General features: G+C 73.4%; 17 protein-coding genes. 7 read left to right on the top strand and 10 right to left on the bottom strand.

The features are described 5' to 3' along the window. Nucleotides 1–114: 114 nt before the first annotated feature. The 10 genes from E9529_RS11285 to dnaA form a co-directional block, all read right to left on the bottom strand. Nucleotides 115–840, bottom strand: a complete 726-nt coding sequence (locus E9529_RS11285; RefSeq protein WP_236831246.1) for a DUF3566 domain-containing protein — start codon at nucleotides 838–840, stop codon at nucleotides 115–117. A gap of 107 nt (nucleotides 841–947) precedes the next feature. After that, nucleotides 948–3,416, bottom strand: coding sequence for a DNA gyrase subunit A (gene gyrA / locus E9529_RS11290; protein WP_236831247.1), 2,469 nt, complete (start codon nucleotides 3,414–3,416; stop codon nucleotides 948–950). A 123-nt stretch (nucleotides 3,417–3,539) separates the two neighbouring features. After that, nucleotides 3,540–5,570, bottom strand: a complete 2,031-nt coding sequence (gene gyrB / locus E9529_RS11295) for a DNA topoisomerase (ATP-hydrolyzing) subunit B (RefSeq protein ID WP_236831248.1) — start codon at nucleotides 5,568–5,570, stop codon at nucleotides 3,540–3,542. 325 nt (nucleotides 5,571–5,895) lie between these two features. Further along, on the bottom strand, nucleotides 5,896–7,680 hold the full coding sequence (locus E9529_RS11300; protein ID WP_236831249.1) for an ABC transporter ATP-binding protein: 1,785 nt from the start codon (nucleotides 7,678–7,680) through the stop codon (nucleotides 5,896–5,898). 14 nt (nucleotides 7,681–7,694) lie between these two features. Further along, on the bottom strand, nucleotides 7,695–8,675 hold the full coding sequence (locus E9529_RS11305; protein ID WP_236831250.1) for a hypothetical protein: 981 nt from the start codon (nucleotides 8,673–8,675) through the stop codon (nucleotides 7,695–7,697). A 43-nt stretch (nucleotides 8,676–8,718) separates the two neighbouring features. Next, nucleotides 8,719–9,219, bottom strand: coding sequence for a DUF721 domain-containing protein (locus tag E9529_RS11310; RefSeq protein ID WP_236831251.1), 501 nt, complete (start codon nucleotides 9,217–9,219; stop codon nucleotides 8,719–8,721). Next, a complete protein-coding gene (gene recF / locus E9529_RS11315; protein ID WP_236831252.1) occupies nucleotides 9,216–10,394 on the bottom strand; it encodes a DNA replication/repair protein RecF in 1,179 nt (392 codons plus the stop codon). The genes E9529_RS11310 and recF overlap by 4 nt, the downstream gene beginning before the upstream one ends. 74 nt (nucleotides 10,395–10,468) lie before the next feature. Beyond that, nucleotides 10,469–11,440: a phosphogluconate dehydrogenase (NAD(+)-dependent, decarboxylating) gene (gene gnd / locus E9529_RS11320; RefSeq protein WP_255708828.1), complete on the bottom strand. Its 972-nt coding sequence runs from the start codon at nucleotides 11,438–11,440 to the stop codon at nucleotides 10,469–10,471. A 76-nt stretch (nucleotides 11,441–11,516) separates the two neighbouring features. Beyond that, a complete protein-coding gene (gene dnaN, locus E9529_RS11325) occupies nucleotides 11,517–12,677 on the bottom strand; it encodes a DNA polymerase III subunit beta (RefSeq protein ID WP_236831254.1) in 1,161 nt (386 codons plus the stop codon). Between the two features lie 1,190 nt (nucleotides 12,678–13,867). After that, nucleotides 13,868–15,634, bottom strand: coding sequence for a chromosomal replication initiator protein DnaA (dnaA, locus tag E9529_RS11330; RefSeq protein WP_255708829.1), 1,767 nt, complete (start codon nucleotides 15,632–15,634; stop codon nucleotides 13,868–13,870). A 668-nt stretch (nucleotides 15,635–16,302) separates the two neighbouring features. On the opposite strand from dnaA, the gene rpmH reads away from it, so the two are divergent. The 7 genes from rpmH (at nucleotide 16,303) to E9529_RS11365 (ending at nucleotide 20,857) form a co-directional block, all read left to right on the top strand. After that, nucleotides 16,303–16,440: a 50S ribosomal protein L34 gene (gene rpmH / locus E9529_RS11335; RefSeq protein WP_014378710.1), complete on the top strand. Its 138-nt coding sequence runs from the start codon at nucleotides 16,303–16,305 to the stop codon at nucleotides 16,438–16,440. A 1-nt stretch (nucleotide 16,441) separates the two neighbouring features. Next, nucleotides 16,442–16,822, top strand: coding sequence for a ribonuclease P protein component (rnpA, locus tag E9529_RS11340; RefSeq protein WP_236831255.1), 381 nt, complete (start codon nucleotides 16,442–16,444; stop codon nucleotides 16,820–16,822). Further along, a complete protein-coding gene (yidD, locus tag E9529_RS11345; RefSeq protein WP_236831256.1) occupies nucleotides 16,819–17,205 on the top strand; it encodes a membrane protein insertion efficiency factor YidD in 387 nt (128 codons plus the stop codon). The genes rnpA and yidD overlap by 4 nt, the downstream gene beginning before the upstream one ends. Next, nucleotides 17,198–18,304, top strand: a complete 1,107-nt coding sequence (gene yidC / locus E9529_RS11350) for a membrane protein insertase YidC (protein ID WP_236831257.1) — start codon at nucleotides 17,198–17,200, stop codon at nucleotides 18,302–18,304. The genes yidD and yidC overlap by 8 nt, the downstream gene beginning before the upstream one ends. Nucleotides 18,305–18,392: 88 nt before the next feature. After that, nucleotides 18,393–18,986 carry a protein jag gene (locus tag E9529_RS11355; protein WP_236831258.1) on the top strand — a complete coding sequence of 198 codons (594 nt, stop codon included), beginning with the start codon at nucleotides 18,393–18,395 and terminating at the stop codon, nucleotides 18,984–18,986. Next, a complete protein-coding gene (gene rsmG, locus E9529_RS11360) occupies nucleotides 18,983–19,669 on the top strand; it encodes a 16S rRNA (guanine(527)-N(7))-methyltransferase RsmG (RefSeq protein WP_236831259.1) in 687 nt (228 codons plus the stop codon). Before E9529_RS11355 ends, rsmG begins: the two co-directional genes overlap by 4 nt. Nucleotides 19,670–19,801: 132 nt before the next feature. Continuing rightward, nucleotides 19,802–20,857, top strand: a complete 1,056-nt coding sequence (locus E9529_RS11365; RefSeq protein ID WP_236831260.1) for a ParA family protein — start codon at nucleotides 19,802–19,804, stop codon at nucleotides 20,855–20,857. Nucleotides 20,858–20,995: the final 138 nt, after the last annotated feature.

Consider the following 20,995-nt stretch of genomic DNA (forward strand, 5'->3'; position numbering starts at 1 on the left):
GCATACGTGACCCGTCCGGCCGCTCCTCACGGGGGTCGGCGGAACGACGACGGCCACGCTCCGCCCACCGGGGACGGCACGTGGCCGCGGTGCGATCCGGAGGATCGCGGTGTTCTAGTCCCGTTCGGAGAGGGTGACCTCGAGCCCGCCGACGAGGTCGGAGCACAGGTTGTAGATGAACGTCCCGACGGTGCAGAGCGCGGTGAGCAGGACGACGTTGATCGCCCCGATGACCGCCGCACCCCAGAAGACCACGCCGAGGGTCACGACGTCGCCGGTGGACTCCGAGCCCGAGGCGCTGCCGATCTGCCCGAACAGGTCGTTCACGGCCTCGAACACGCCCAGGCCGCCGAGCACCATGTAGAGCAGGCCGACCGCCACCATCCAGATGAAGAACAGGGCGATCGACAGCATCAGCGAGATCTTCAGTGCCGACCAGGTGTCGATGTGACGCACCTGCAGGCGGGCGCGGCGCGGGCCGCGGCCGGCCTTGCCCCGGCCGGTGCGGGCCCCGCCCACGGAGACGCCCCGCGGGGCCTCGTCACCGTCGGGGCGGCCGGAGGAGTCGTCCGCGTCGGCCACCGGAGCCTGCTGGGCCGTCTCCTGCCCGGGCGCCTCCTGCGCAGCCGCGCCCTGCGCCGGCGTGGCGCCGGTCGCCGGGTTCAGCGGCTGCGGGACGACCGGTGCGGCCCCCGTCTCCGGGGACTGGGCCCGCTGGCTGCCGGTGGTGGGGATGGACTGCGTGGGCGCGGGCGCCCCGTCCGCGGGGGTGCCCTCCGCTGCGCTCCCGTCCCCTGCCCGGGAGTCGGTGCGCACCGAACCGTGCGTCCGGTCGCTCATGCCAGTCTCCCGTTCCGCAGCGGCACAGCCGCTCCTCCAGTCCTGGGCTCCGCGGCGGCTTCTGGCCACCGCGGAGCCGCAGTCGCTTGCGTGACTAGCTACTCACCCTAGGCGGCGGGCTCGTCGTTGTCCGTCGTACGCGCGATCGCCACGATCGTCACGTCCTCCGGCAAGTTCATGAGCTTGACGCCCATGGTGGCCCGGTCCTTGTTGTGCCGCACGCCGTTGACCGGCGTCCGGATGACACCGCCACCGGAGGTGATCGCGTAGAGCTCGTCCCCGAGGGTCACCGAGAGCGCACCGACGAGCGCCCCCTTGCGGGCCTTCGGGTCGGCCGTGAGCACACCCTTGCCGCCGCGCCCCTGGTTCGGGTAATTCTCGATGCCGGTCCGCTTGGCGAAGCCGCGCTCGGTGGCGACGAGGACGTCGACCCCCTCCTGCACGACGATCATCGACAGCAGGCGGTCGTCCTCGGACAGCGAGATGCCGCGGACGCCCTCGGTAGCGCGCCCCATCGGCCGCAGGGCGGCGTCGTCGGCCTTGAAGCGGATCGACATCGCCTTGCGGGTCACCAGCAGGAGGTCCTGCTCCGGGTCGATCAGCGAGGCGCCGACCAGCTCGTCGCCGTCCCGCAGGTTGATCGCGATGACCCCACCCTGCCGGGGCGAGTCGAAGTCGGTCAGCCGGGTCTTCTTGACCTGGCCCTTGGCGGTGGCCAGCACCAGGTACGGGGCGACCGTGTAGTCCTTGATCTGCATGACCTGGGCGATCCGCTCGTCACCCTGGAAGGCCAGGATGTTGGCGACGTGCGCGCCACGGGCGGTGCGGTTGGCCTCGGGCAGCTCGTAGGCCTTGGCCCGGTACACCCGGCCCTTGTTCGTGAAGAACAGGATCCAGTCGTGGGTGGAGCCCACGAAGAAGTGGTCGACGATGTCGTCCTGCTTGAGCTGGGCCCCCATCACGCCCTTGCCGCCGCGGCGCTGCGACCGGTAGAGGTCGCTCTTGGTCCGCTTGGCGTAGCCGGTGCGGGTGATGGTGACGACGACCTCCTCCTCCGCGATGAGGTCCTCCATCGAGACGTCGCCCTCGTTGGGGACGAACTTCGTGCGGCGGTCGTCGCCGTACTTCTCGACGATCTCGGCGAGCTCGTCCTTGACGATCTGCCGCTGGCGCTCCGGCGAGGCGAGGATCGCCTGCAGGTCGGCGATGCGGGCCTCGATCTCGGCCAGCTCGTCCATGATCCGCTGGCGCTCGAGGGCGGCCAGCCGGCGGAGCTGCAGGTCGAGGATCGCGACGGCCTGGACCTCGTCGATGTCCAGGAGCTCCATCAGGCCGCCGCGGGCCTCCTCGGCCGAGGGGCTGCGCCGGATGAGGGCGATGACCTCGTCGAGCTGGTCGAGGGCCTTGGCGTAGCCGCGCAGGATGTGCGCGCGCTCCTCGGCCTTGCGCAGCCGGTACCGGGTGCGCCGCTGGATGACCTCGATCTGGTGGTTGACCCAGTTGCGCACCAGCTCGTCCAGGCGCAGCGTGCGCGGCACGCCGTCGACGATGGAGAGCATGTTGCAGCCGAAGGAGGTCTGCAGCTGCGTGTGCTTGTAGAGGTTGTTCAGCACGACCTTGGCGACGGCGTCACGGCGCAGCGTGATGACCAGCCGGCGGCCGACGCGGTCGGAGGACTCGTCGGCGATCTCGCTGATGCCCTGGAGCCGGCCGTCCTTGACCAGGTCCGCGATGTTCTCCGCCAGGTTGTCGGGGTTGACCTGGTAGGGCAGCTCGGTGACGACGAGCTGCACGCGCCCGCGGGCGTCCTCCTCGACGGTGACGACGGCGCGCATCCGGACCGAGCCGCGGCCGGTGCGGTAGGCGTCCTCGATCCCCTCGCGGCCGACGATGAGGCCGTGGGTGGGGAAGTCGGGGCCCTTGATCCGCTCCATGCAGGCGGTGAGGGCCTCCTCGGCCTCGGCCTCGGGGTGGTCCAGCATCCAGAAGACGGCCTCGGCCACCTCGCGCAGGTTGTGCGGCGGCATGTTGGTGGCCATGCCGACCGCGATCCCGGCGGAGCCGTTGATCAGCAGGTTCGGGATGCGCGCGGGCAGGACGACCGGCTCCTGGGTGCGGCCGTCGTAGTTGCCCTGGAAGTCGACGGTCTCCTCGTCGATGCCGGCGAGCATCTCCATGGCCAGCGGCGTCAGGCGGCACTCGGTGTACCGCATGGCGGCCGCCGGGTCGTTGCCCGGGGAGCCGAAGTTCCCCTGCCCGTCGATGAGCGGGTAGCGCATCGACCAGGGCTGGGCGAGCCGGACGAGGGCGTCGTAGATCGCCGAGTCACCGTGCGGGTGGTAGTTACCCATGACCTCGGCGACCGGGCGGGCGCACTTCACGTACCCGCGGTCGGGCCGGAAGCCCTGGTCGTACATCGCGAAGAGGACGCGGCGGTGCACCGGCTTCAGGCCGTCGCGGACCTCGGGCAGCGCACGCCCGACGATCACGCTCATGGCGTAGTCGATGTAGCTGCGCTGCATCTCCTGCTGGAGGTCGACCGGCTCGACGCGGTCGCGGGGTGGGGTCTCCGTCACGGTTCAGGTCTCCACAGGTCGGTGCACAGAGGTGGACAAAAGGCCAAGTCGACCGCTAACGCCGCGGCCCCGTCCCGAGGCCCACCCCGAGCGTGCGAGGGGTGAGGAGGACGGGGTCCTCTCTCAGACGTCGAGGAAGCGGACGTCGCGCGCGTTGCGGGTGATGAAGCTGCGGCGGGCCTCGACGTCCTCGCCCATCAGCACGCTGAACAGCTCGTCGGCCGCGGCCGCGTCCTCCAGCGTCACCTGGCGCAGGATGCGGGTCTCGGGGTTCATCGTGGTCTCCCAGAGCTCGCTGGCGTTCATCTCGCCGAGCCCCTTGAACCGCTGGATCATCTCGTCCTTGATCTTGCGGCCGGCCTCGACGCCGGCCTTCACGACGGCGTCGCGCTCCCGGTCGCTGTAGGCGTACTCGTCGCCGACCTTGCCGCCCCACTTGATCTTGTAGAGCGGGGGCTTGGCCAGGTAGACGTACTGGCCCTCGACCAGCGGCCGCATGAAGCGGAACAGCAGCGTCAGCAGCAGGGTGCTGATGTGCTGGCCGTCGACGTCGGCGTCGGCCATCAGCACGATCTTGTGGTACCGGAGCTTCGAGATGTCGAACTCGTCGTGGATGCCGGTGCCGAAGGCGGTGATCATCGACTGGACCTCGGTGTTCTTGAGGACCCGGTCGATGCGCGCCTTCTCGACGTTGATGATCTTGCCGCGGATCGGCAGGATCGCCTGGAACATCGAGTCGCGGCCGGACTTCGCCGAGCCGCCGGCGGAGTCGCCCTCGACGATGTAGATCTCCGAGGAGCGCGGGTCGGTCGAGCGGCAGTCGGCCAGCTTGCCCGGCAGCGAGTTGTTGCTCAGCAGGCTCTTGCGGGCCAGCTTGCGGGCGTCCTGGGCCGCGCGCCGGGCACGGGCCGCCGAGGCGGCCTTGGTGATGATGGTCTTGGCCTCGGCGGGGTTGGACTCGAACCAGTGCCCGATCTGCTCGTTGCAGATCTTCTGCACGAAGCCCTTGACCTCGGTGTTGCCGAGCTTGGTCTTCGTCTGGCCCTCGAACTGCGGGTCGCCGAGCTTGACCGAGACGATCGCGGCGAGGCCCTCCCGGATGTCGTCGCCGGTGAGCTTCTCGTCCTTCTCCTTGAGCAGCTTCTTCTCGACGGCGTACCGGTTGACGATCGAGGTGAGCGCCGCGCGGAAGCCCTCCTCGTGCGTGCCGCCCTCGTGGGTGTTGATCACGTTGGCGAAGGTGTGCACCGACTCGGAGTAGGCGTCGGACCACTGCATCGCGATGTCCACGGACATGGCCATGTCGTTCTTGCCGGTGCCCTCGGCGGAGAAGCCGATCACCGACTTGTGGATCGGCGTCCGCCGGCGGTTGATGTGGCCGACGAAGTCGACCAGGCCGCCGTCGTACCGGTAGGTGATCTCCGTCGGCTCGAACGCCTCGTCCTCGGCCTCGGCCGGGGTGGCCGCCTCGGCCAGGGACTCCTCGCCGACGCCCGTCTCGGCCTTGGCGTGACCCGGGCGCTCGTCGCGCAGCACGATGGTCAGCCCGGCGTTCAGGAAGGCCATCTCCTGGAGCCGCCGGTTGATGGTGTCGAACGAGTAGGTCGTCGTCTCGAAGATGCCGCCGTCGGCCCAGAAGGTGATCTGGCTGCCGCGCTTGTCGGTCGGCCCGACCTCCTCGAGCGGGCCCGGCTTGGCCTCCGTGTACTCCTGGTGCCACTCCTTGCCGCGGGTCCAGACCCGGACGTCGAGCTTGGTCGAGAGCGCGTTGACGACGGTGACGCCGACGCCGTGCAGACCACCCGAGACGCCGTAGCTCTTGCCGTCGAACTTCCCGCCCGCGTGCAGGACGGTCATGATCACCTCGACGGTCGGCCGCTTCTCGACCGGGTGCATGTCCACCGGGATGCCGCGGCCGTTGTCCTCGACGCGGACGCCGCCGTCGGCGAGCAGGGTGACCCGGACGGTGTCGCAGTAGCCGGCCAGCGCCTCGTCGACGGCGTTGTCCACGACCTCCCACACCATGTGGTGCAGACCGCGCTCACCGGTGGACCCGATGTACATACCGGGGCGCTTCCGCACCGCCTCGAGGCCTTCGAGGACGGTGATGGAGCTGCCGGAGTAGGCGTTGTCGACCTGGGGTGCTGCGACCACGTGGGGCCTTCCTCTCGAGCAACCGGCGCGCCGGGGCCCCCGAGCACGTGCGGGGGGCCGGGACGGCGCAGGAGGGCGCTCAGCCGGTTGCTGACGGTTTTCGTCTCCCACGATACCGCGAGGTGTGACAGGAACCGTGCCGTGGACGCCCTGACGTCGTGTCTGCGCCGCTCCCGCGACGCCGTCCACCATCCTGCTTGGCCCCGGCCCCGACACGCCGCCAGAGGCGGCGCTGGCCGGTCCGCCGTCCCGACGGTCGCCGTCGCCGGTGCAGTTCCACGTGGAACACGGTGCCGCAGGAGGCCCCGGTCGTGCTCGGGCCCGGTCAGACCAGCAGCTGGGCGGCCGCGAGCTCGCGGTAGAGGGGGCTGCTGCCCACGAGCTCCTCGTGGGTGCCCCGCGCGACCACCCGGCCCTCGTCCAGCACGACGATCTCGTCGCTGTCGAGCACGGTGGACAGCCGGTGGGCGACGACCAGCAGCGACCGCCCCGTCGACGCCGCCGCCAGGGTGGTGCGCAGGAGGTTCTCGTTGCGGGCGTCGAGGCTCGCGGTCGGCTCGTCGAGCAGCAGCAGCTCCGGGCGGGCCAGCAGCGAGCGCGCGATGGCCAGCCGCTGCCGCTCGCCCCCGGAGAGCAGCACACCCTCGTCGCCGACCAGCACGTCCAGCCCGCGGGGTGAGCGCCGGACGACGTCGGTCAGCCCGACGTCGGCGAGGACGGCCCACAACTCGGGGTCGGTGGCGTCGGGCCGGGTGAGCAGCAGGTTGTCCCGGACGCTGCCCGCCAGCACGGGCGCCTCCTGCTCGACGTAGCCCAGCCGGGCGCGCAGCGCGGCCCGCGGCAGCTCCCGTACGTCGGTGCCCGCCCACCGGATGACCCCACCGGTGTGCGGGTAGAAGCCCTCGACCAGCGCCAGGACCGTCGACTTCCCCGCACCCGAGGGGCCGACGAGCGCGACCCGGCTGCCGGCGGGGACCTGCAGGGAGACCCCGTGCAGCACCGGCGTCCCGTCCGGGTAGGCGAACGAGACGTCCTCGAGCTCGAGCAGCGGCGCACCCGCGACCGGCCCGGCCGGTCGCGACCCGGGCCGCTGCGGGCGCTCGTCGTCCTCCGGCGCGAGGCCGAGCACCTCCTGGATGCGGCTGAGCGCCCCCAGCCCGGTCTGCAGCTGGGTCCACGCGCCGATCGCCTGGCCCAGCGGCATGACGAGCAGGAACAGGTAGAGGATGAACGCCACCAGGGACGCCACGGTGATCGATCCGCTCGCCACCCGGTAGCCGCCGACGCCGAGCACCGCCAGGAAGGCGCCCTGGACGGCGATCGAGCCGGCGGGCGAGATCAGCGCCTCCAAGCGGGCCAGCTGGACCCCTGCCGCGTGCGCCCGCCGGGCGCTGCCACCGACCGTCTCGACCTCGCGGCCCGTCGCACCGCTGGCCCGGATGGTGCGCACCGCGGACAGCGCCCGCTCGACGGCCGCCGTCATCGCACCCACCTCCTCCTGCGCGCGCTGGGACAGCCGGCGCACGCCGCGGGAGGCCAGGACGGCGGTGACCGCGCCGACCGCCACGGCCAGCACGGTGACCAGCAGCAGCCAGACGTCGACCACGGCCATCGCCACCAGCGCGCCGACCCCGACCACCACCGAGCCGGCGACGTCGACCACCCCGGAGGTGACCGTGGCACGCAGCAGCGTGGTGTCCGAGCCGACGCGGGACATCAGGTCACCGGTGCGCCGGCGGTCGTACTCGGCCACCGGCAGTCGGAGCAGCCGGTCGACCAGGGTCAGGCGGGTGGTGAGCACGAACCCCTCGGCGGTGCTCTGCAGCACGAAGCCCTGCAGCGCGCCCAGGGCCGCGGCCACCAGCAGGACGACCACCAGCAGACCGACGGCGGGGAACAGGGGTTCGCCGGCCCCCACCACGTCGATGACCCGGGCCACCAGGGCGGGCTGGGCGAGCGCGGCGGCCGCGCCGACCAGCGACAGCCCGGCCGCCAGCAGCAGCCGGCGGCGGTGCGGCCGCAGCAGCGGGAGCAGGTCGCGCAGCCGCGCGGCCTGCGGGGGCTCGGTGCCGGCCGGACCGGCGCCGTCCGCCGAGGTGGGTGCGGTCACGGCGGCCGGCGCCCTCAGTACCCGGAGGTCAGCGCGGCGGTGACCGCCGTCAGCAGGCGCGCGTGGTGCTCGAGCAGCTGCGGCCGGTGCCCGTCGGGCCGGATCGCCGCCACGTGCCCCGCGCCCGACCAGAACTCGTCGCCGTCGTCGCTGCCCAGCAGCGCGGCGTGCACGGCCGGGTCCTGCGCGAGCCGGCGCAGCCGCGGGTCGTCCTCCGCCGCCAGCAGCAGCCAGCGGGCGTCGAAGGCCTGGTCGCCGCTGGGCATCGGCACCAGGCCGCCGGTCCGGTGCCGCCAGAAGCGGGCCGGGCTCAGCCGGAAGCCCGGCACGGTGCCCAGCATGGGGACGGCGGTGACCGCGTACTCCGGCACCAGGTAGCGCCCGGAGGCGTAGACGACGTCGAACGCGACCAGTTCCAGCGTCCCCGCCCGGCCGCGCAGGACGTTCCCGGCGCGGTGGTCCTTGGTGGCCCGCACGGGCGCGCTGGCGATCAGGTCGGCCAGGGGGGCGTCCTGCGGGGCGGTGCCGTCGGACACCGTCCAGCCCTGCTGCAGCGCCCAGCCCTGGGCGCCCACGAGGTCGCCCTCGTAGCGGAAGACCTGCTCCACGGCGCCCGGCTTGCGCCGGCGGCGGCCGAACAGGCCACGCGGGGCCGGCTGCTCCGGCGGCGGGTACTGCGCCTGCTCCGCGGGCGGCCCCTGCGGCGGCGGGTACTGAGCCTGGTCGGACGGCGGCTGCTGCTGCGGGTGCTGCGTCGACGGCGGGACGTCGTCGCGCCGCGCCGGCCGGTCGGGCTCGGCGGCCGGGAGGTCCCAGCCCGGGGGCTGCCAGGGCTGGCCGGCCGGCGGCTCCTCGCGGGGCGTCCTCCGCCGGTCGGCGAAGTTGGGGCGGTCCTCCTCGTCGTCCCCGCCGTTGCCGAGGTGCGGCGGCTCGCGCCAGCCGCGGCCGTCGCCGTCGTCGAAGCCGTCCCGGTTGCCGTCGCGGGGGGTGCTCATGCCTGCATCGTCCTCCCCGGCGCCGGCCCACCGGGCGGGCGCCTCATCCGTACGTGTCGCGCGGCCCCCGCCCGCGCACCGAGCGCGGGCCCTTCTTCCAGCTGGGAGCCGTCGGTCCGACAACGCGCAAGCGGGTCACGACGTCCCCGCCGACCTGCGCGCGCAGCTTCCCGAGGATCGAGGGGGCCAGCAGCCGCAGCTGCGTGGCCCACGCCGTGGACTCGGCCACCACCAGCAGTTCTCCCTCGGTGAGGGTCTCCGGCCGGCAGTGCGACGCGATGTCCGGGCCCACGATCGCGTCCCACCGGCCGAAGACGGACCCGACCTTCGTGCGGGCCGACCAGTCCTGCTGGTTCACCAGGGCGTCGACCAGGTTGCCCAGCGGCTGCGGGTCGTCGGCGCCCGGGCGCGGCCCGGTCCAGGTGCGCCGCGGCCCGGCGATCCGGCGGCGGGTGGGTCGCGGCCGGGACGCCGACGCGGCGCGGGCCGCCTCGAGCGCGGCCCGTGCGATGTCGCTGGGCCGCGCCGGCCGGTCGTCGCTCACGGCATGCCCCCGTCGCCTGCCGGGACCGCGTCCTTCACCACGAGCGCCATGCCGCCACCCACCTCGACCCGGGTTCCCCGCAGCTCCGCGGGCACGTCGTCGACGACGGCCGCGGTGATCAGCGTCTGCTCGGCCGACCGGGCGACGGCGGCCAGGGCGGCGCGCCGCTCGGCGTCCAGGGTCGCGAAGACGTCGTCCAGCACCAGGACCGGGTCCTCGCCCTCGCTGCGCAGCAGCGCGAAGGTGGCCAGCTTCAGGGCCAGGGCCAGCGACCAGGACTCCCCGTGGCTGGCGAAGCCCTTCGCGGGGGCCGGTCCCAGGTGGATCACCAGGTCGTCGCGGTGCGGCCCGACCAGCGTCATGCCGCGGTCGAGCTCGTCGCCCCGGCGCTCGGCGACGCGGGCGCGCATGGCCTCGGCGAGCTCCTCCACGGAGGGCAGCGCGGCACCGGTGACCAGCGCCGCACCATCGCCGGCCAGCGGGACCGTCGAGCTGTACCCGAGCCCGGCGGCGGCGGCGCCCGCCCCGGCCACGCCGGCGTAGGACTCCGCCACGTGCGGCGCGAGGTCGGCGACCAGCCGCAGGCGCGCCGCGAGGACCTGCGCGCCCAGGTCGGTGAGGTGGCCGTCCCAGACGTCGAGAGTCTCCACGGCCTTGCCGCGGGCCAGCCGGGCGGTCTTCAGCAGGGCGTTGCGCTGCTTGAGCACGCGGTCGTAGTCGCTGCGCACCCCCGCCAGCCGGGGCGTCCGGGTGGCCAGCAGCTCGTCGAGGAACCGCCGCCGCTCGGTCGGGTCACCGCGCACCAGCGACAGGTCCTCGGGCGCGAACAGCACCGTGCGCACCAGCCCGAGGACCTCGCGCGGCCGCGGCAGCGCCGCCCGGTTGACCCGTACCCGGTTGGCCCGGCCGGGGTTGATCTCGATCTCGACCAGCAGCTCGCGGTCACCGCGGCGCAGCGCGGCCCGGACGACGGCCTGCCCCGCCCCGTGCCGGACCAGCGGCGCGTCGGCCGACACCCGGTGACTGCTCATGGTGGACAGGTAGCCGACCGCCTCGACCAGGTTGGTCTTGCCCTCGCCGTTGCGGCCGACGAAGACCGTCGGCCCGGGGCCGAGCGCCAGGTCGACCCGCTCCCAGCTGCGGAAGTCCCCCACCTGCAGGTGTCTCAGGTACACCTCAGCCTTCCCGTGGTGAGTTGCCGGATCGCCCTGGTGAGGGCCTGGAACGGCCCCCTGGTGAGGTCTTTCCTTCAGGCGGGGCGCTCGGCCTCCTGCGCCTGGACGGCGCGGACCGCGTGCCCGCCGAACTGGTTGCGCAGCGCGGCGACGGCCTTCATGGTCGGCGAGTCGTCCTGGCGCGAGGAGAACCGGGCGAACAGCGAGGCCGCGATCGTCGGCATGGGGACGGCGTTCTCGATCGCCTGCTCCACCGTCCAGCGGCCCTCGCCGGAGTCCTCGGCGTAGCCGGAGATGCGCTCCAGGGCCGGGTCCTCCTCCAGGGCGCGGACCAGCAGGTCCAGCAGCCAGGAGCGGATGACGGTGCCCTGCGTCCAAGAGGCGATGACGCCGGGGACGTCCTCGATCAGGTCGACGGCGGCGAGCAGCTCGTAGCCCTCGCCGTAGGCCTGCATGAGGGCGTACTCGATGCCGTTGTGGACCATCTTGCTGAAGTGGCCTGCGCCCACGGGCCCGGCGTGCACGTATCCCGCGCCCGGGATCTCCTGCCCCGACTCGTCCACCGGCGCCGGCGGCTTGAGGGCATCGAAGATCGGCTGCGCCTTGGCGACGTCCTCCTTCGTGCCACCGACCATGAGCGCGTAGCCGTTCTCCAGGCCCCACACACCCCCGGAGACGCCGCAGTCGATGTAGCCGATGCCCTGCTCGCGGCACATCACGTCGTGCACCTGGTCGTCGGTGTACTTGGAGTTCCCGCCGTCGACGATGACGTCACCGGGGGACAGCAGCCCGGCGAGCTCCTTGACGGTGGCCCGCGTCGGCTCACCCGAGGGCACCATCACCCAGACGACCCGGGGCTCGGCGAGCGCCTCGACCAGCTCGGGCAGGCTCTCGACGTCCCGCTTCCCCGGCGAGTGGTCGTAACCCACGACCTCGTGACCGGCGCGGCGCAGCCGCTCGGCCATGTTGCCGCCCATCTTCCCCAGCCCGATCAGACCCAGCTGCACGTCGGTCCCTCTCCTCGTCGTGGCGTCTTCGCTCGTCATCGTGCCCCGTGGGCGACCCTCGCGCAGGGGCCCGCCGCACGCCGGAGAGCGGTGGGGGGCACGAAGGTCCTCCTGCTCAGCCGGGCAGCCGCACCGGCATGATCAGGTACCGGTAGCTGCCGGCGCGCTCGGCGGGCACCGGCGGCGCGTCGCCGTCGGCCGGCGGCTCGTCGACGCCGGAGAGCACCGCCGGCTTCAGCGGGCTGGTGAAGTCCATGCGCGCCCGCTCGGTGTGCACCGCGGCCAGCCCGTCGAGCAGGAACGTCGGGTTGAAGCCGATGGTCAGCGGCTCGCCGTCGAAGTCGACGTCGCAGCGCTCCTCCGCCTGACCCTCGTCGTCGCTGCCGCCCGCCCGCAGCGTCACCTGGCCGGGGCTGAACTCGCAGCGCAGCGGCGTCCCGCGCTCGGCGACCAACGCCACGCGCTTGGCGGCGTCGGTGAAGAGGCCGACCGGCAGCGTGGCGTTGGCGAACGACTCCGACGGCATGATCGCGCGGTACTTCACGAACTCGGCGTCCAGCAGGCGGGTGGTGGTCTGCCGGTCCTTGCCGGAGAGACCGAGGATGCCCTCGCCCGAGCTGCCCGAGGACAGCGAGAGGGTGATCTCCGGGCCGCTGGTGAGCGTCTTGGCCGCGTCGGCCAGCGTGCGCGCCGGCACCAGGACGGCGGCCGACAGGCCCGAGGTCTGCGGGCGCCAGGCGAACTCGCGCACGGCGAGCCGGTAGCGGTCGGTGGCGGCCAGGGTGATCTGGTCGTCGTCGATCTCGAGGCGGACACCGGTGAGCATGGGCAGCGTGTCGTCCCGCCCCGCGGCGATGGCGACCTGGGCCACCGCCTCGCTGAAGACGTCGCTGTCGACGATGCCGGCGGCCGAGGGCATGGCGGGCAGGGACGGGTAGTCCTCGACCGGCAGCGTGGGCAGGCTGAAGCGCGCGTTGCCGCAGGTGATCGCCAGGCGCGGGCCCTCGGCGGTGATGTCGACCGGGTGCGGGGGGAGGGCGCGGGTGATCTCGGCCAGGAGCCGGCCCGGGACCAGCACCCGCCCGCTCTCGCTGGTCTGGACGTCGACCTCGGAGCGCGCCGACACCTCGTAGTCGAAGCCGGAGACCGACAGCTGGTTCCCGTCGGCCTCGAGCAGGATGCCGGCCAGCACCGGGACCGACGGCCGCGGCGGCAGGCTGCGCGCCGTCCAGGCGACGGCGTCGGCGAGCACCTCACGTGCCACCCGGAACTTCATCTCTCGACCCACCCATTGCTCGGTCCGCGCCTGCGTGCCGGCCAGGGAGGTGGCCGGTGCGGGTGCGGAGCTCGTCGTCGTCCTGCCGCGGGGCGGAGGCCTCGCTGCGGTGCTCATCGTGCCTGTTGCAGCCCCCCGTGGGGAAACCCCGGTCCCTCGATGGGCTGCTGGGAGTGCTGGGGCGCTGGTGATGTGCTCCGGGGAGCCGGGACCCCTGCCCAGCGGAGCGTCCCCACCCAGACTGGGGTTCGAGAATTCTCCGGGATAACTCCTTCATCCTCGTCATCACTGGTGTGGAAGCTGGGGATCGGGGCCCTTCCCGCAGGTCAGCGAGCGATCCGGGGTGTTGGCCGGTTGTGGGTGGTCACCGTCTCCCTGTTGTCGACACGTGGACAGATCGACGGTTGTGCACGGTGACCGCCGGTGGTCCACGTCCTGTCCCCTGCGTCTCCCCGGCTCGTCCCCAGGTGGTGTGCACGGGATGCGGGCGGATCGCGGGTCCAGGTGCGGGCCGGGTGCTCCGGCAGCGTCATACCTGCAGGTCAGCATCGCGTGGCGGTGGTCCGGGGCGCCGTCGGACGGGCGAGCGGGGCTGCCGGCCGCGCCGTCGGCGGAACGACGTCGACCGGACTTACCCCCAGCTGTGCACATCCCTGGGGACAACTTCTCGACGAGTCGATGCCGGTGACCGTCGTTCCACCGGTCGACGGGCGCAGAACCTGCGGTTCCGCCGTCCCCAGGGATCCACACAGGTGTGGACAACGACTTGTCGACCGCGTCGGGACGGTGGCCGGGAGGTGTCCGCACGGTGACCGTCCCAGCTGCGCACCGTCACCGCCGGCGGCCGCGGACAGGCCCGCCGGCTGACTCGTGACCGCCTCCCCCGCCCGCCCGAGCTCCGGTGATCAGCTCACCTGATCGTCCCGGTTGCTGGCTCAGCGCCGGTCGTGGGCCCAGGACCCCCACGGTGAGCCAGGACGGGGTACCCGCCGGGGAGAGCTCAGACGGGACCTGTCAGGCGGGCCGAGGCAGGCAGGGGCGGCGCCGGCAGAGGTGCTCGGTTCGACCGGGGGACGGCAGGCAGGGTCGTGCCGAGTGGGGGCCGGAGGCTCCCGCGCAGGCGCGACGGACCCGCTCAGCTCACGTCGGGAACGGCACGTGATCGCGGTGCGGTCCGGAGGACCGCGATGTCATTGCCGGGCGCGGCTCTTGATGCGGGCGGTCAGCTCGGTGACCTGGGTGTACGTCGCGCGCCGCTCGCTCATCAAGTTGGTGATCTTCTTGACGGCGTGCATGACCGTGGTGTGGTCCTTGCCGCCGAAGGACGCCCCGATGCGTGGCAGCGACAGCTCGGTGAGCTCCCGGCAGAGGTACATCGCGATCTGCCGGGCGTTGACCAGGGTGCGGCTGCGGTTGGTCCCCTGCAGCTCCTCCATCGTCACGGAGAAGTACTCCGCGGTCGCGGCCATGATGATCGCCGCGGTGATCTGCGGGCCCTGCTCGTCGCTGATCAGGTCCTTGAGCACCAGCTCGGCCAGCGGCAGGTCGACCTGCTGCTTGTTGAGCGACGCGAACGCGGTCACCCGGATCAGCGCGCCCTCGAGCTCGCGGATGTTGGTCTGCACCTTCGAGGCGATGAACTCCAGCACCTGGTCGGGCACCTGCAGCCGCTCGCCCCACGCCTTCTTCCGCAGGATCGCGATGCGGGTCTCCAGGTCCGGCGCCTGGACGTCGGTGATCAGGCCCCACTCGAAGCGGGTGCGGAGCCGGTCCTCCAGCGTGGTCAGCTTCTTCGGCGGCCGGTCGGAGGTGATGACGATCTGCTTGCTGGCGTTGTGCAGCGTGTTGAAGGTGTGGAAGAACTCCTCCTGCGTCCGCTCGGCGCGCTCCAGGAACTGGATGTCGTCGATGAGCAGGAAGTCGATGTCGCGGTACCGGCGGCGGAAGTCCTCGGCCCGCCCGGAGTGCACCAGGTTGATGAACTCGTTGGTGAACTCCTCGGTGCTGACGTAGCGCACCTTCACGTTGGGGAACATCCGCGCGGCGTAGTGGCCGATGGCATGCAGCAGGTGGGTCTTCCCCAGCCCGGACTCGCCGTAGATGAACAGCGGGTTGTACGCGCGGGCCGGCGCCTCGGCGACCGCGACCGCCGCGGCGTGGGCGAACCGGTTGCTGTTGCCGATGACGAAACTGTCGAAGACGTACTTGGGGTTGAGCCCCGGGTCCAGGCCGGCCGGTCGGCCCGCCTCCGGACGGCGGCCGCGCGTCCCGCCCCCGGCGGCGGACCTGCGCTGCTCGCCGGTCGCGCCGTCGGCGTCGAAGGGGAGCACGTCCGCGATCGGTGCCGAGCCGGAGCCGCCCCAGTCCTGGTCGTCGGCCGGCGCGGACGGGCCGCCACCCCAGGTCGTGGTGCTCCAGTCCTCGGGTGCGCCGCGGTCCGCGGGGGGCCGCGGCGGGCCGTCGGCGGGGTGCAGCTCGCGGATCGCCGAGAAGTCCTGGCCGATCGGCCGCTCGGCCGCGGCGGGGCGATCCCAGGGCGCCGGGGTGCCGACGACGTCGGTGCGGACGCCGAACGCGCTGCGCCCGTCGTCGGCGCGGTCCCGGGTGGCCTGGTCCTCCTCCGCGCGCTGCGCCTCGACGGCCGACCAGGGCCGGCGGGTCGGCTCCTGCTCCTGCGGAGGGGACGGCGGCGTCGCGGGTGCGTCCTCCAGCTGGACGGCGACGCGGATGTCGCGGCCGAACTGCTCGGACAACGCCTCGGCGAGCACCCGGCGCATGCGCGACTCGAGCACCGTCTGGGTGAACTCGTTGGGGGCGGCCAGCACGGCGGTGTCCTCGACCAGGCCGAGCGGCCGGGTCAGGTTGAGCATCGCGTTCTGCTGCGGGGAGAGGCTGGTCGCCAGCCGCTCGCGGATCTGGTCCCAGACCGTCGCCAGGTCCAACGTGGCATCGGCCATGCCGTCTCGTCCTCCCATGCTGTCGACCCCCGCGGCCGCTCCCGGTGCGTCCACGGCCGCGCCGCGCCTCCGCGGACCGTCCACCGGTGTGCCCCGGTTGTGGATACGCGAACGTGCGCGCTCCACATCGGTGTCCACAGGCTGTGCACGGCCGGCAGGTGTGCTGCGCCGGCTCCGCACGGGACGCGGGCCGTTGCAGCATCTTCGCTGGTCACGGCCCTGTTCGGGCGGCTGGAGGAGTGGCTCGGCGGTCGGTCGACCGACGGGGTCGGCCCGCGCGCCGTGACCCTGACGCCCGACGCGGAGCGACGGCGACGCTAACAGCCCCGTCCACAGCCCGGCAACGCCGCCGCGCCCCGCGCCCGGTCCGGGCCGCAGCGGCGGGACGTCGTCGCCGCCCGGCGCGCCGCCGCCCTCCGGCGGGCGCGGCGGGCGCACCATGGGCGGTCGGTCACCGGCACCCGTCGGTCCTCGGCTATGCTGGCCGGAGTCTGCGGACGGGTGTGCCCGTCCCCCGGCGGCGCCAGTCTGCGCAGCCGACCCGGGTCCGTCTGTCCGCAGTGCCAGCTTCCGGGGTCCCTCGGACGGTCGTCGTGCCGCTCCGATGCCCCGCGCGCGCCCGTCCGCCGACGGGCCGCACCGCCGATGCCGTGTAGTGGGAGTACCTCGTGAGCAAGCGCACCTTCCAGCCGAACAACCGTCGCCGGTCCAAGGTCCACGGCTTCCGGCTGCGGATGCGGACCCGCGCGGGCCGGGCGATCCTCGCCACCCGTCGGCGCAAGGGCCGCGAGAAGCTCTCCGCCTGACGTGCTGCCTGCGCAGGCACGCCTGCGCCGGCGCCCGGAGTTCACCGCGGTGGTCCGAACCGGCCGGCGCGCCGGGCGGCCGACCATGGTGCTGCACTACCTCCCCGAACGGCCCGAGCAGCCGGCCGGCGACGCGTCGTCGCCGGCGGTTGCGCGGGCCGGTTTCGTGGTGGGAAAGAGCGTCGGCAACTCGGTGGTCCGCCACCGGGTGACCCGCCGGCTGCGTGCCGTCGTCCGCACCGAGCTGGACCGGCTCCCGACGAGCGCCGACCTCGTCGTCCGTGCCCGCCCCGAGGCTGCCGCGGCCGATTCGGCGGCGCTGCACCGCGACCTGGCCGCAGGCCTGGACCGGCTGCTCGGCGACCGGGGGTCCCGCCGATGAGCGGCCCGGCCGGGGCGGTCCCGCGGCGCTCCGCCGCGGCGCGGCTGCTGCTGCGTGCCGTCGGCTTCTACTCCCGCGCCATCAGCCCGGCGTTCCCGCCGCGCTGCCGGTTCCACCCCACGTGCAGCGCCTACGCCGCCGAGGCCGTGGCCCGGCACGGCGCGGCCCGCGGCAGCTGGCTGGCGCTGGTCCGGCTGGCGAAGTGCGCACCGTGGCACCCGGGCGGCGTCGATCCCGTCCCGCCGGCCCGTGGAACCGGGACGGGCTCCCGCTCGTCCACCTCAGCGGCACGTCCTCCGGTCGCGCCGCCCGATGACCCCGGCCGCGAGGCCACCCCGCCGGCCGCGTGCCGGACCGCGCAGGAGGAGTCCTCCGTTGCTTGACTGGCTGTACACCGCCATCTCCTGGGTCATGGCCCGGTGGCACTCGCTGTGGAACCTGATCTTCCAGGACCCCGCGCCGGAGACGGCCCTCGGCGGGCTGAGCTGGGTGCTGGCGATCGTCTTCCTGGTCGTCACGATCCGGCTGATCCTGTTCCCGCTGTTCGTCAAGCAGGTCAAGTCGCAGCGGGCGATGCAGGAGCTCCAGCCGGAGATCGCCAAGCTGCGCAAGCAGTACGGCAGCGACCGCCAGGGCATGGCCGTGGCGATGCAGCAGCTCCAGAAGGAGCGCGGCGTCAACCCGCTGGCGGGCTGCCTGCCGATCCTCCCGCAGATCCCGGTGTTCCTGTCGCTCTTCCACGTGCTGCGCCGGCTCGCCCCGGGCAAGCAGGGGCTGTACTCCTGGACCGACCAGCTCACCGACGAGGCCGCACGGGCCAAGCTTTTCGGGGCGCCGATCTCCGCGTCGTTCAACATGAGCGGCGCCAAGGAGGAGGCGATCCTCGGGATCGCCGGCGTCAACTACACGAACATCCGCATCGTCGCGTTCGCGCTGATCGTGGTCATGTGCTTCACCACGTACTTCACGCAGAAGCAGATCATGGCGCGCTCGGGCCCGGTCGAGGGTCAGGCCGCGATGGTGCAGAAGCTGATGCTCTACGGCGTCCCGATCAGCCTCTTCGTCTCCGGCTTCATCTTCCCGATCGGTGTCCTCATCTACTGGATGACGAACAACCTGTGGACCATGGGGCAGCAGTTCTTCATCCTGCGCAAGATGCCGCCGCCCGGTTCCGACGCCGCCAAGGCCAAGGCCGCCGCGGAGAAGCCGGCGGTCGACCCCAGGACGCTGGCCCCGAAGCCCGGCGCCAAGCCGGTGCGTCCCAAGCAGGGGCGCCCGTCGGGAACCACCGTGGCCCCGGCGAGCACCGTGGACGGCGACGGCGTCGTCGGGAACGACCCCGTCGCGGGCGGGTCCACCGCGAACGGCTCGACGGGCAACGGCGCCACCGGGTCGCGCGCCGCCGGCTCGGGCTCGGGCCGCAGCTCCCGCCCCGGCGCCGGCCAGGGGCCGGCCAACCGCGGCAAGCGGAAGCGTCGCTGACCTCCGCCGCACCGCTCCGCCGCCGGCCCGTCCGGCATCCAGACCACCGGGACGACCCGGCCGCCGCACCGAACTGGGAGGAACACCCGTGAGTGCTCCGCAGCAGCCCGTGACAGACAACCCGCCCGCCCTGCCTGACGCGGACGCCGCCAGCGACGACGCCGTCGTGGAGCCCGTCGACGTCGAGACCGACGGGGCAGGCGGGGCCGGTGGGGCCGGTGACGACCTGCTCGTCCGCGAGGGCGACGTGGCCGGGGACTACCTCGAGCGACTCCTCGACATCCTGGACGTGGACGGCGACATCGACCTCGACGTGGAGGGCGACCGGGCGTCGGTCGCCATCGTCGGGGGGAGGCTGGGTGACCTCGTCGGGCCGGACGGCGCGACGCTGGAGGCGCTGCAGGAGCTCACCCGTCTCGCCGTCGCCCAGTCCACCGGCGTGCGCAGCCGGCTGATGCTCGACGTCGGCGGGTACCGGGCCAAGCGCCGGGCCGACCTCACGTCGCTCGCCGCGGAGACCGCGCGGCGGGTGGCCGCCAGCGGGCAGCCCGAGCGGCTCAGCCCGATGAACCCGTTCGAGCGCAAGGTCGTGCACGACGTCATCGCCTCGGTGGCAGGGGTGCACAGCGAGTCGGAGGGCGAGGAGCCCCGCCGCCGCGTCGTGGTCCTGCCCGACAGGTGAGCGGGGCAGGTCCCGGAGCCGGCGCCGCGGAACTCCCGGAGGTCCCCGCCGCGCCGGCGCAGGCGGCCGAGGTCTTCGGTGACGCCCTGCCGGCCGTGCAGCGGTACGTGGCCCGGCTGGCCTCCGACGGGGTGACCCGGGGCCTCATCGGCCCCCGCGAGGTCCCGCGGCTGTGGGAGCGGCACGTGCTCAACAGCGCCGCGGTGGCCGAGGCGGTGCCCCGGGACGCCCGGGTGGTCGACGTCGGCAGCGGCGCGGGCCTCCCCGGCATCCCGCTCGGTCTGGCCCGCCCGGACATCGCGCTGACGCTCGTCGAGCCGATGGCCCGCCGCGTGGAGTTCCTGGAGGAGGCGGTCGCCGACCTGGCCGAGCCGCCGGCCGCGTGGCGGGTGGTCCGCGGTCGCGCCGAGGACCGTGCGGTCGTCTCCGCGGTCGGGCGGGTCGACGTCGTCACCGCCCGTGCGGTCGCGCCGCTGCCCCGCCTGGTCGGCTGGTGCCGCGGCTTGCTGCGGCCGGGCGCTCAGCTGGTGGCCCTCGTCGGGGCGCGCGCGTTGGCCGAGCTGCCGGCGCTCCGCCCCGAACTGCACGCCGCCGGCATGCGCGACATCGAGGCACGGGCCGTCGGTGCCTCGCTGGGAGACGCTGCCACTACCGTGGTGGTCATGACGCGGGGAGACCGGTGATGAGGCCACCTGCAGGGTCCCGGCGCGAGCCTGCGAGTGCTGGGGGCAGGGAGTCCTTCCGCTGTTCCACGTGGAACAAGCGTCGCTACCCGATCCGTTCCACGTGAAACGCCGACAGAGGAAGGACCTGCGATGACCGACCCGGGCGAGCGGCTGCGCAGCAGCCTCGCTGCTGACCAGTCGGCGACGGCGTCGTCCTCGGGTGGGCTCGCCGACTTCGACAGCCCCATCGCCATGGAGGCGCTGCGCGCGACCCGCGTGCTGCACGCCGCCGAGCAGGAGCCGTTCCCGGCCCCCGGGCGCATCCGGGTGATCACCATCGCCAACCAGAAGGGCGGGGTCGGCAAGACCACGTCCACGGTGAACCTCGGGGTGGCGCTCGCGCTCTACGGCCTGCGCACGTTGGTCATCGACCTCGACCCGCAGGGCAACGCGAGCACCGCCCTCGGCGTCGAGCACACCGTGGGCACGCCCTCGATCTACGACGCGCTCGTCGGGGACAGCACGCTCTCCGAGGTGGTGCACCAGACGACGGCGAGCCCCAACCTGCTCTGCGTCCCGGCGACCATCGACCTCGCCGGCGCCGAGATCGAGCTCGTCTCGGTCGTCGCCCGCGAGCACCGGCTGCGCCGCGCGATCGAGGCGTACGTGGCGGCGCTGCCGCGGGAGCGGCGCCCGCACTACGTGCTCATCGACTGCCCGCCGTCCCTGGGCCTGCTGACGCTGAACGCGCTGGTGGCCGGCGACGAGGTGCTCATCCCCATCCAGTGCGAGTACTACGCGCTCGAGGGGCTCGGCCAGCTGCTCAACAACATCGACCTGGTCCGCCAGCACCTCAACCCGGGGATCGCCGTCCGGACCATCCTGCTGACCATGTACGACGGGCGGACCAAGCTCGCCGACCAGGTGGCCGACGAGGTGCGCAACCACTTCGGCGAGCTGGTCCTCGACGCGGTCATCCCGCGCAACGTCCGCGTCTCCGAAGCGCCGGGCTACGGGCAGTCGGTCCTCACCTACGACCCGGGCTCCCGCGGCTCGACCAGCTACGTCGAGGCCGCGCGGGAGCTGGCCCAGCGCGGCGTCGCGCTGGAGCCGCTCGACGCGGCGGCCGGCAGCAACGGTGGCACCCCGGTCGGGGCGCTCGCCTTCGGGGAGACGTCGGTGCCGTTCCGCCAGGACCCCCAGTGACCACCCCTGCCAGCGAGGAGCAGCGATGACGAAGCGAGGCGGCCTGGGACGCGGGCTGCGCCGACGCGGGGGAGGGGACCAGGCTGACCGGGGCCGGCGTCGGCTCGGTCAGGGGCGCTGCGCCGGTAGCGGCGGACG

Origin of the sequence: Blastococcus sp. KM273128 (genome assembly GCF_021698975.1) — a bacterium.
Taxonomy (GTDB): domain Bacteria; phylum Actinomycetota; class Actinomycetes; order Mycobacteriales; family Geodermatophilaceae; genus Blastococcus.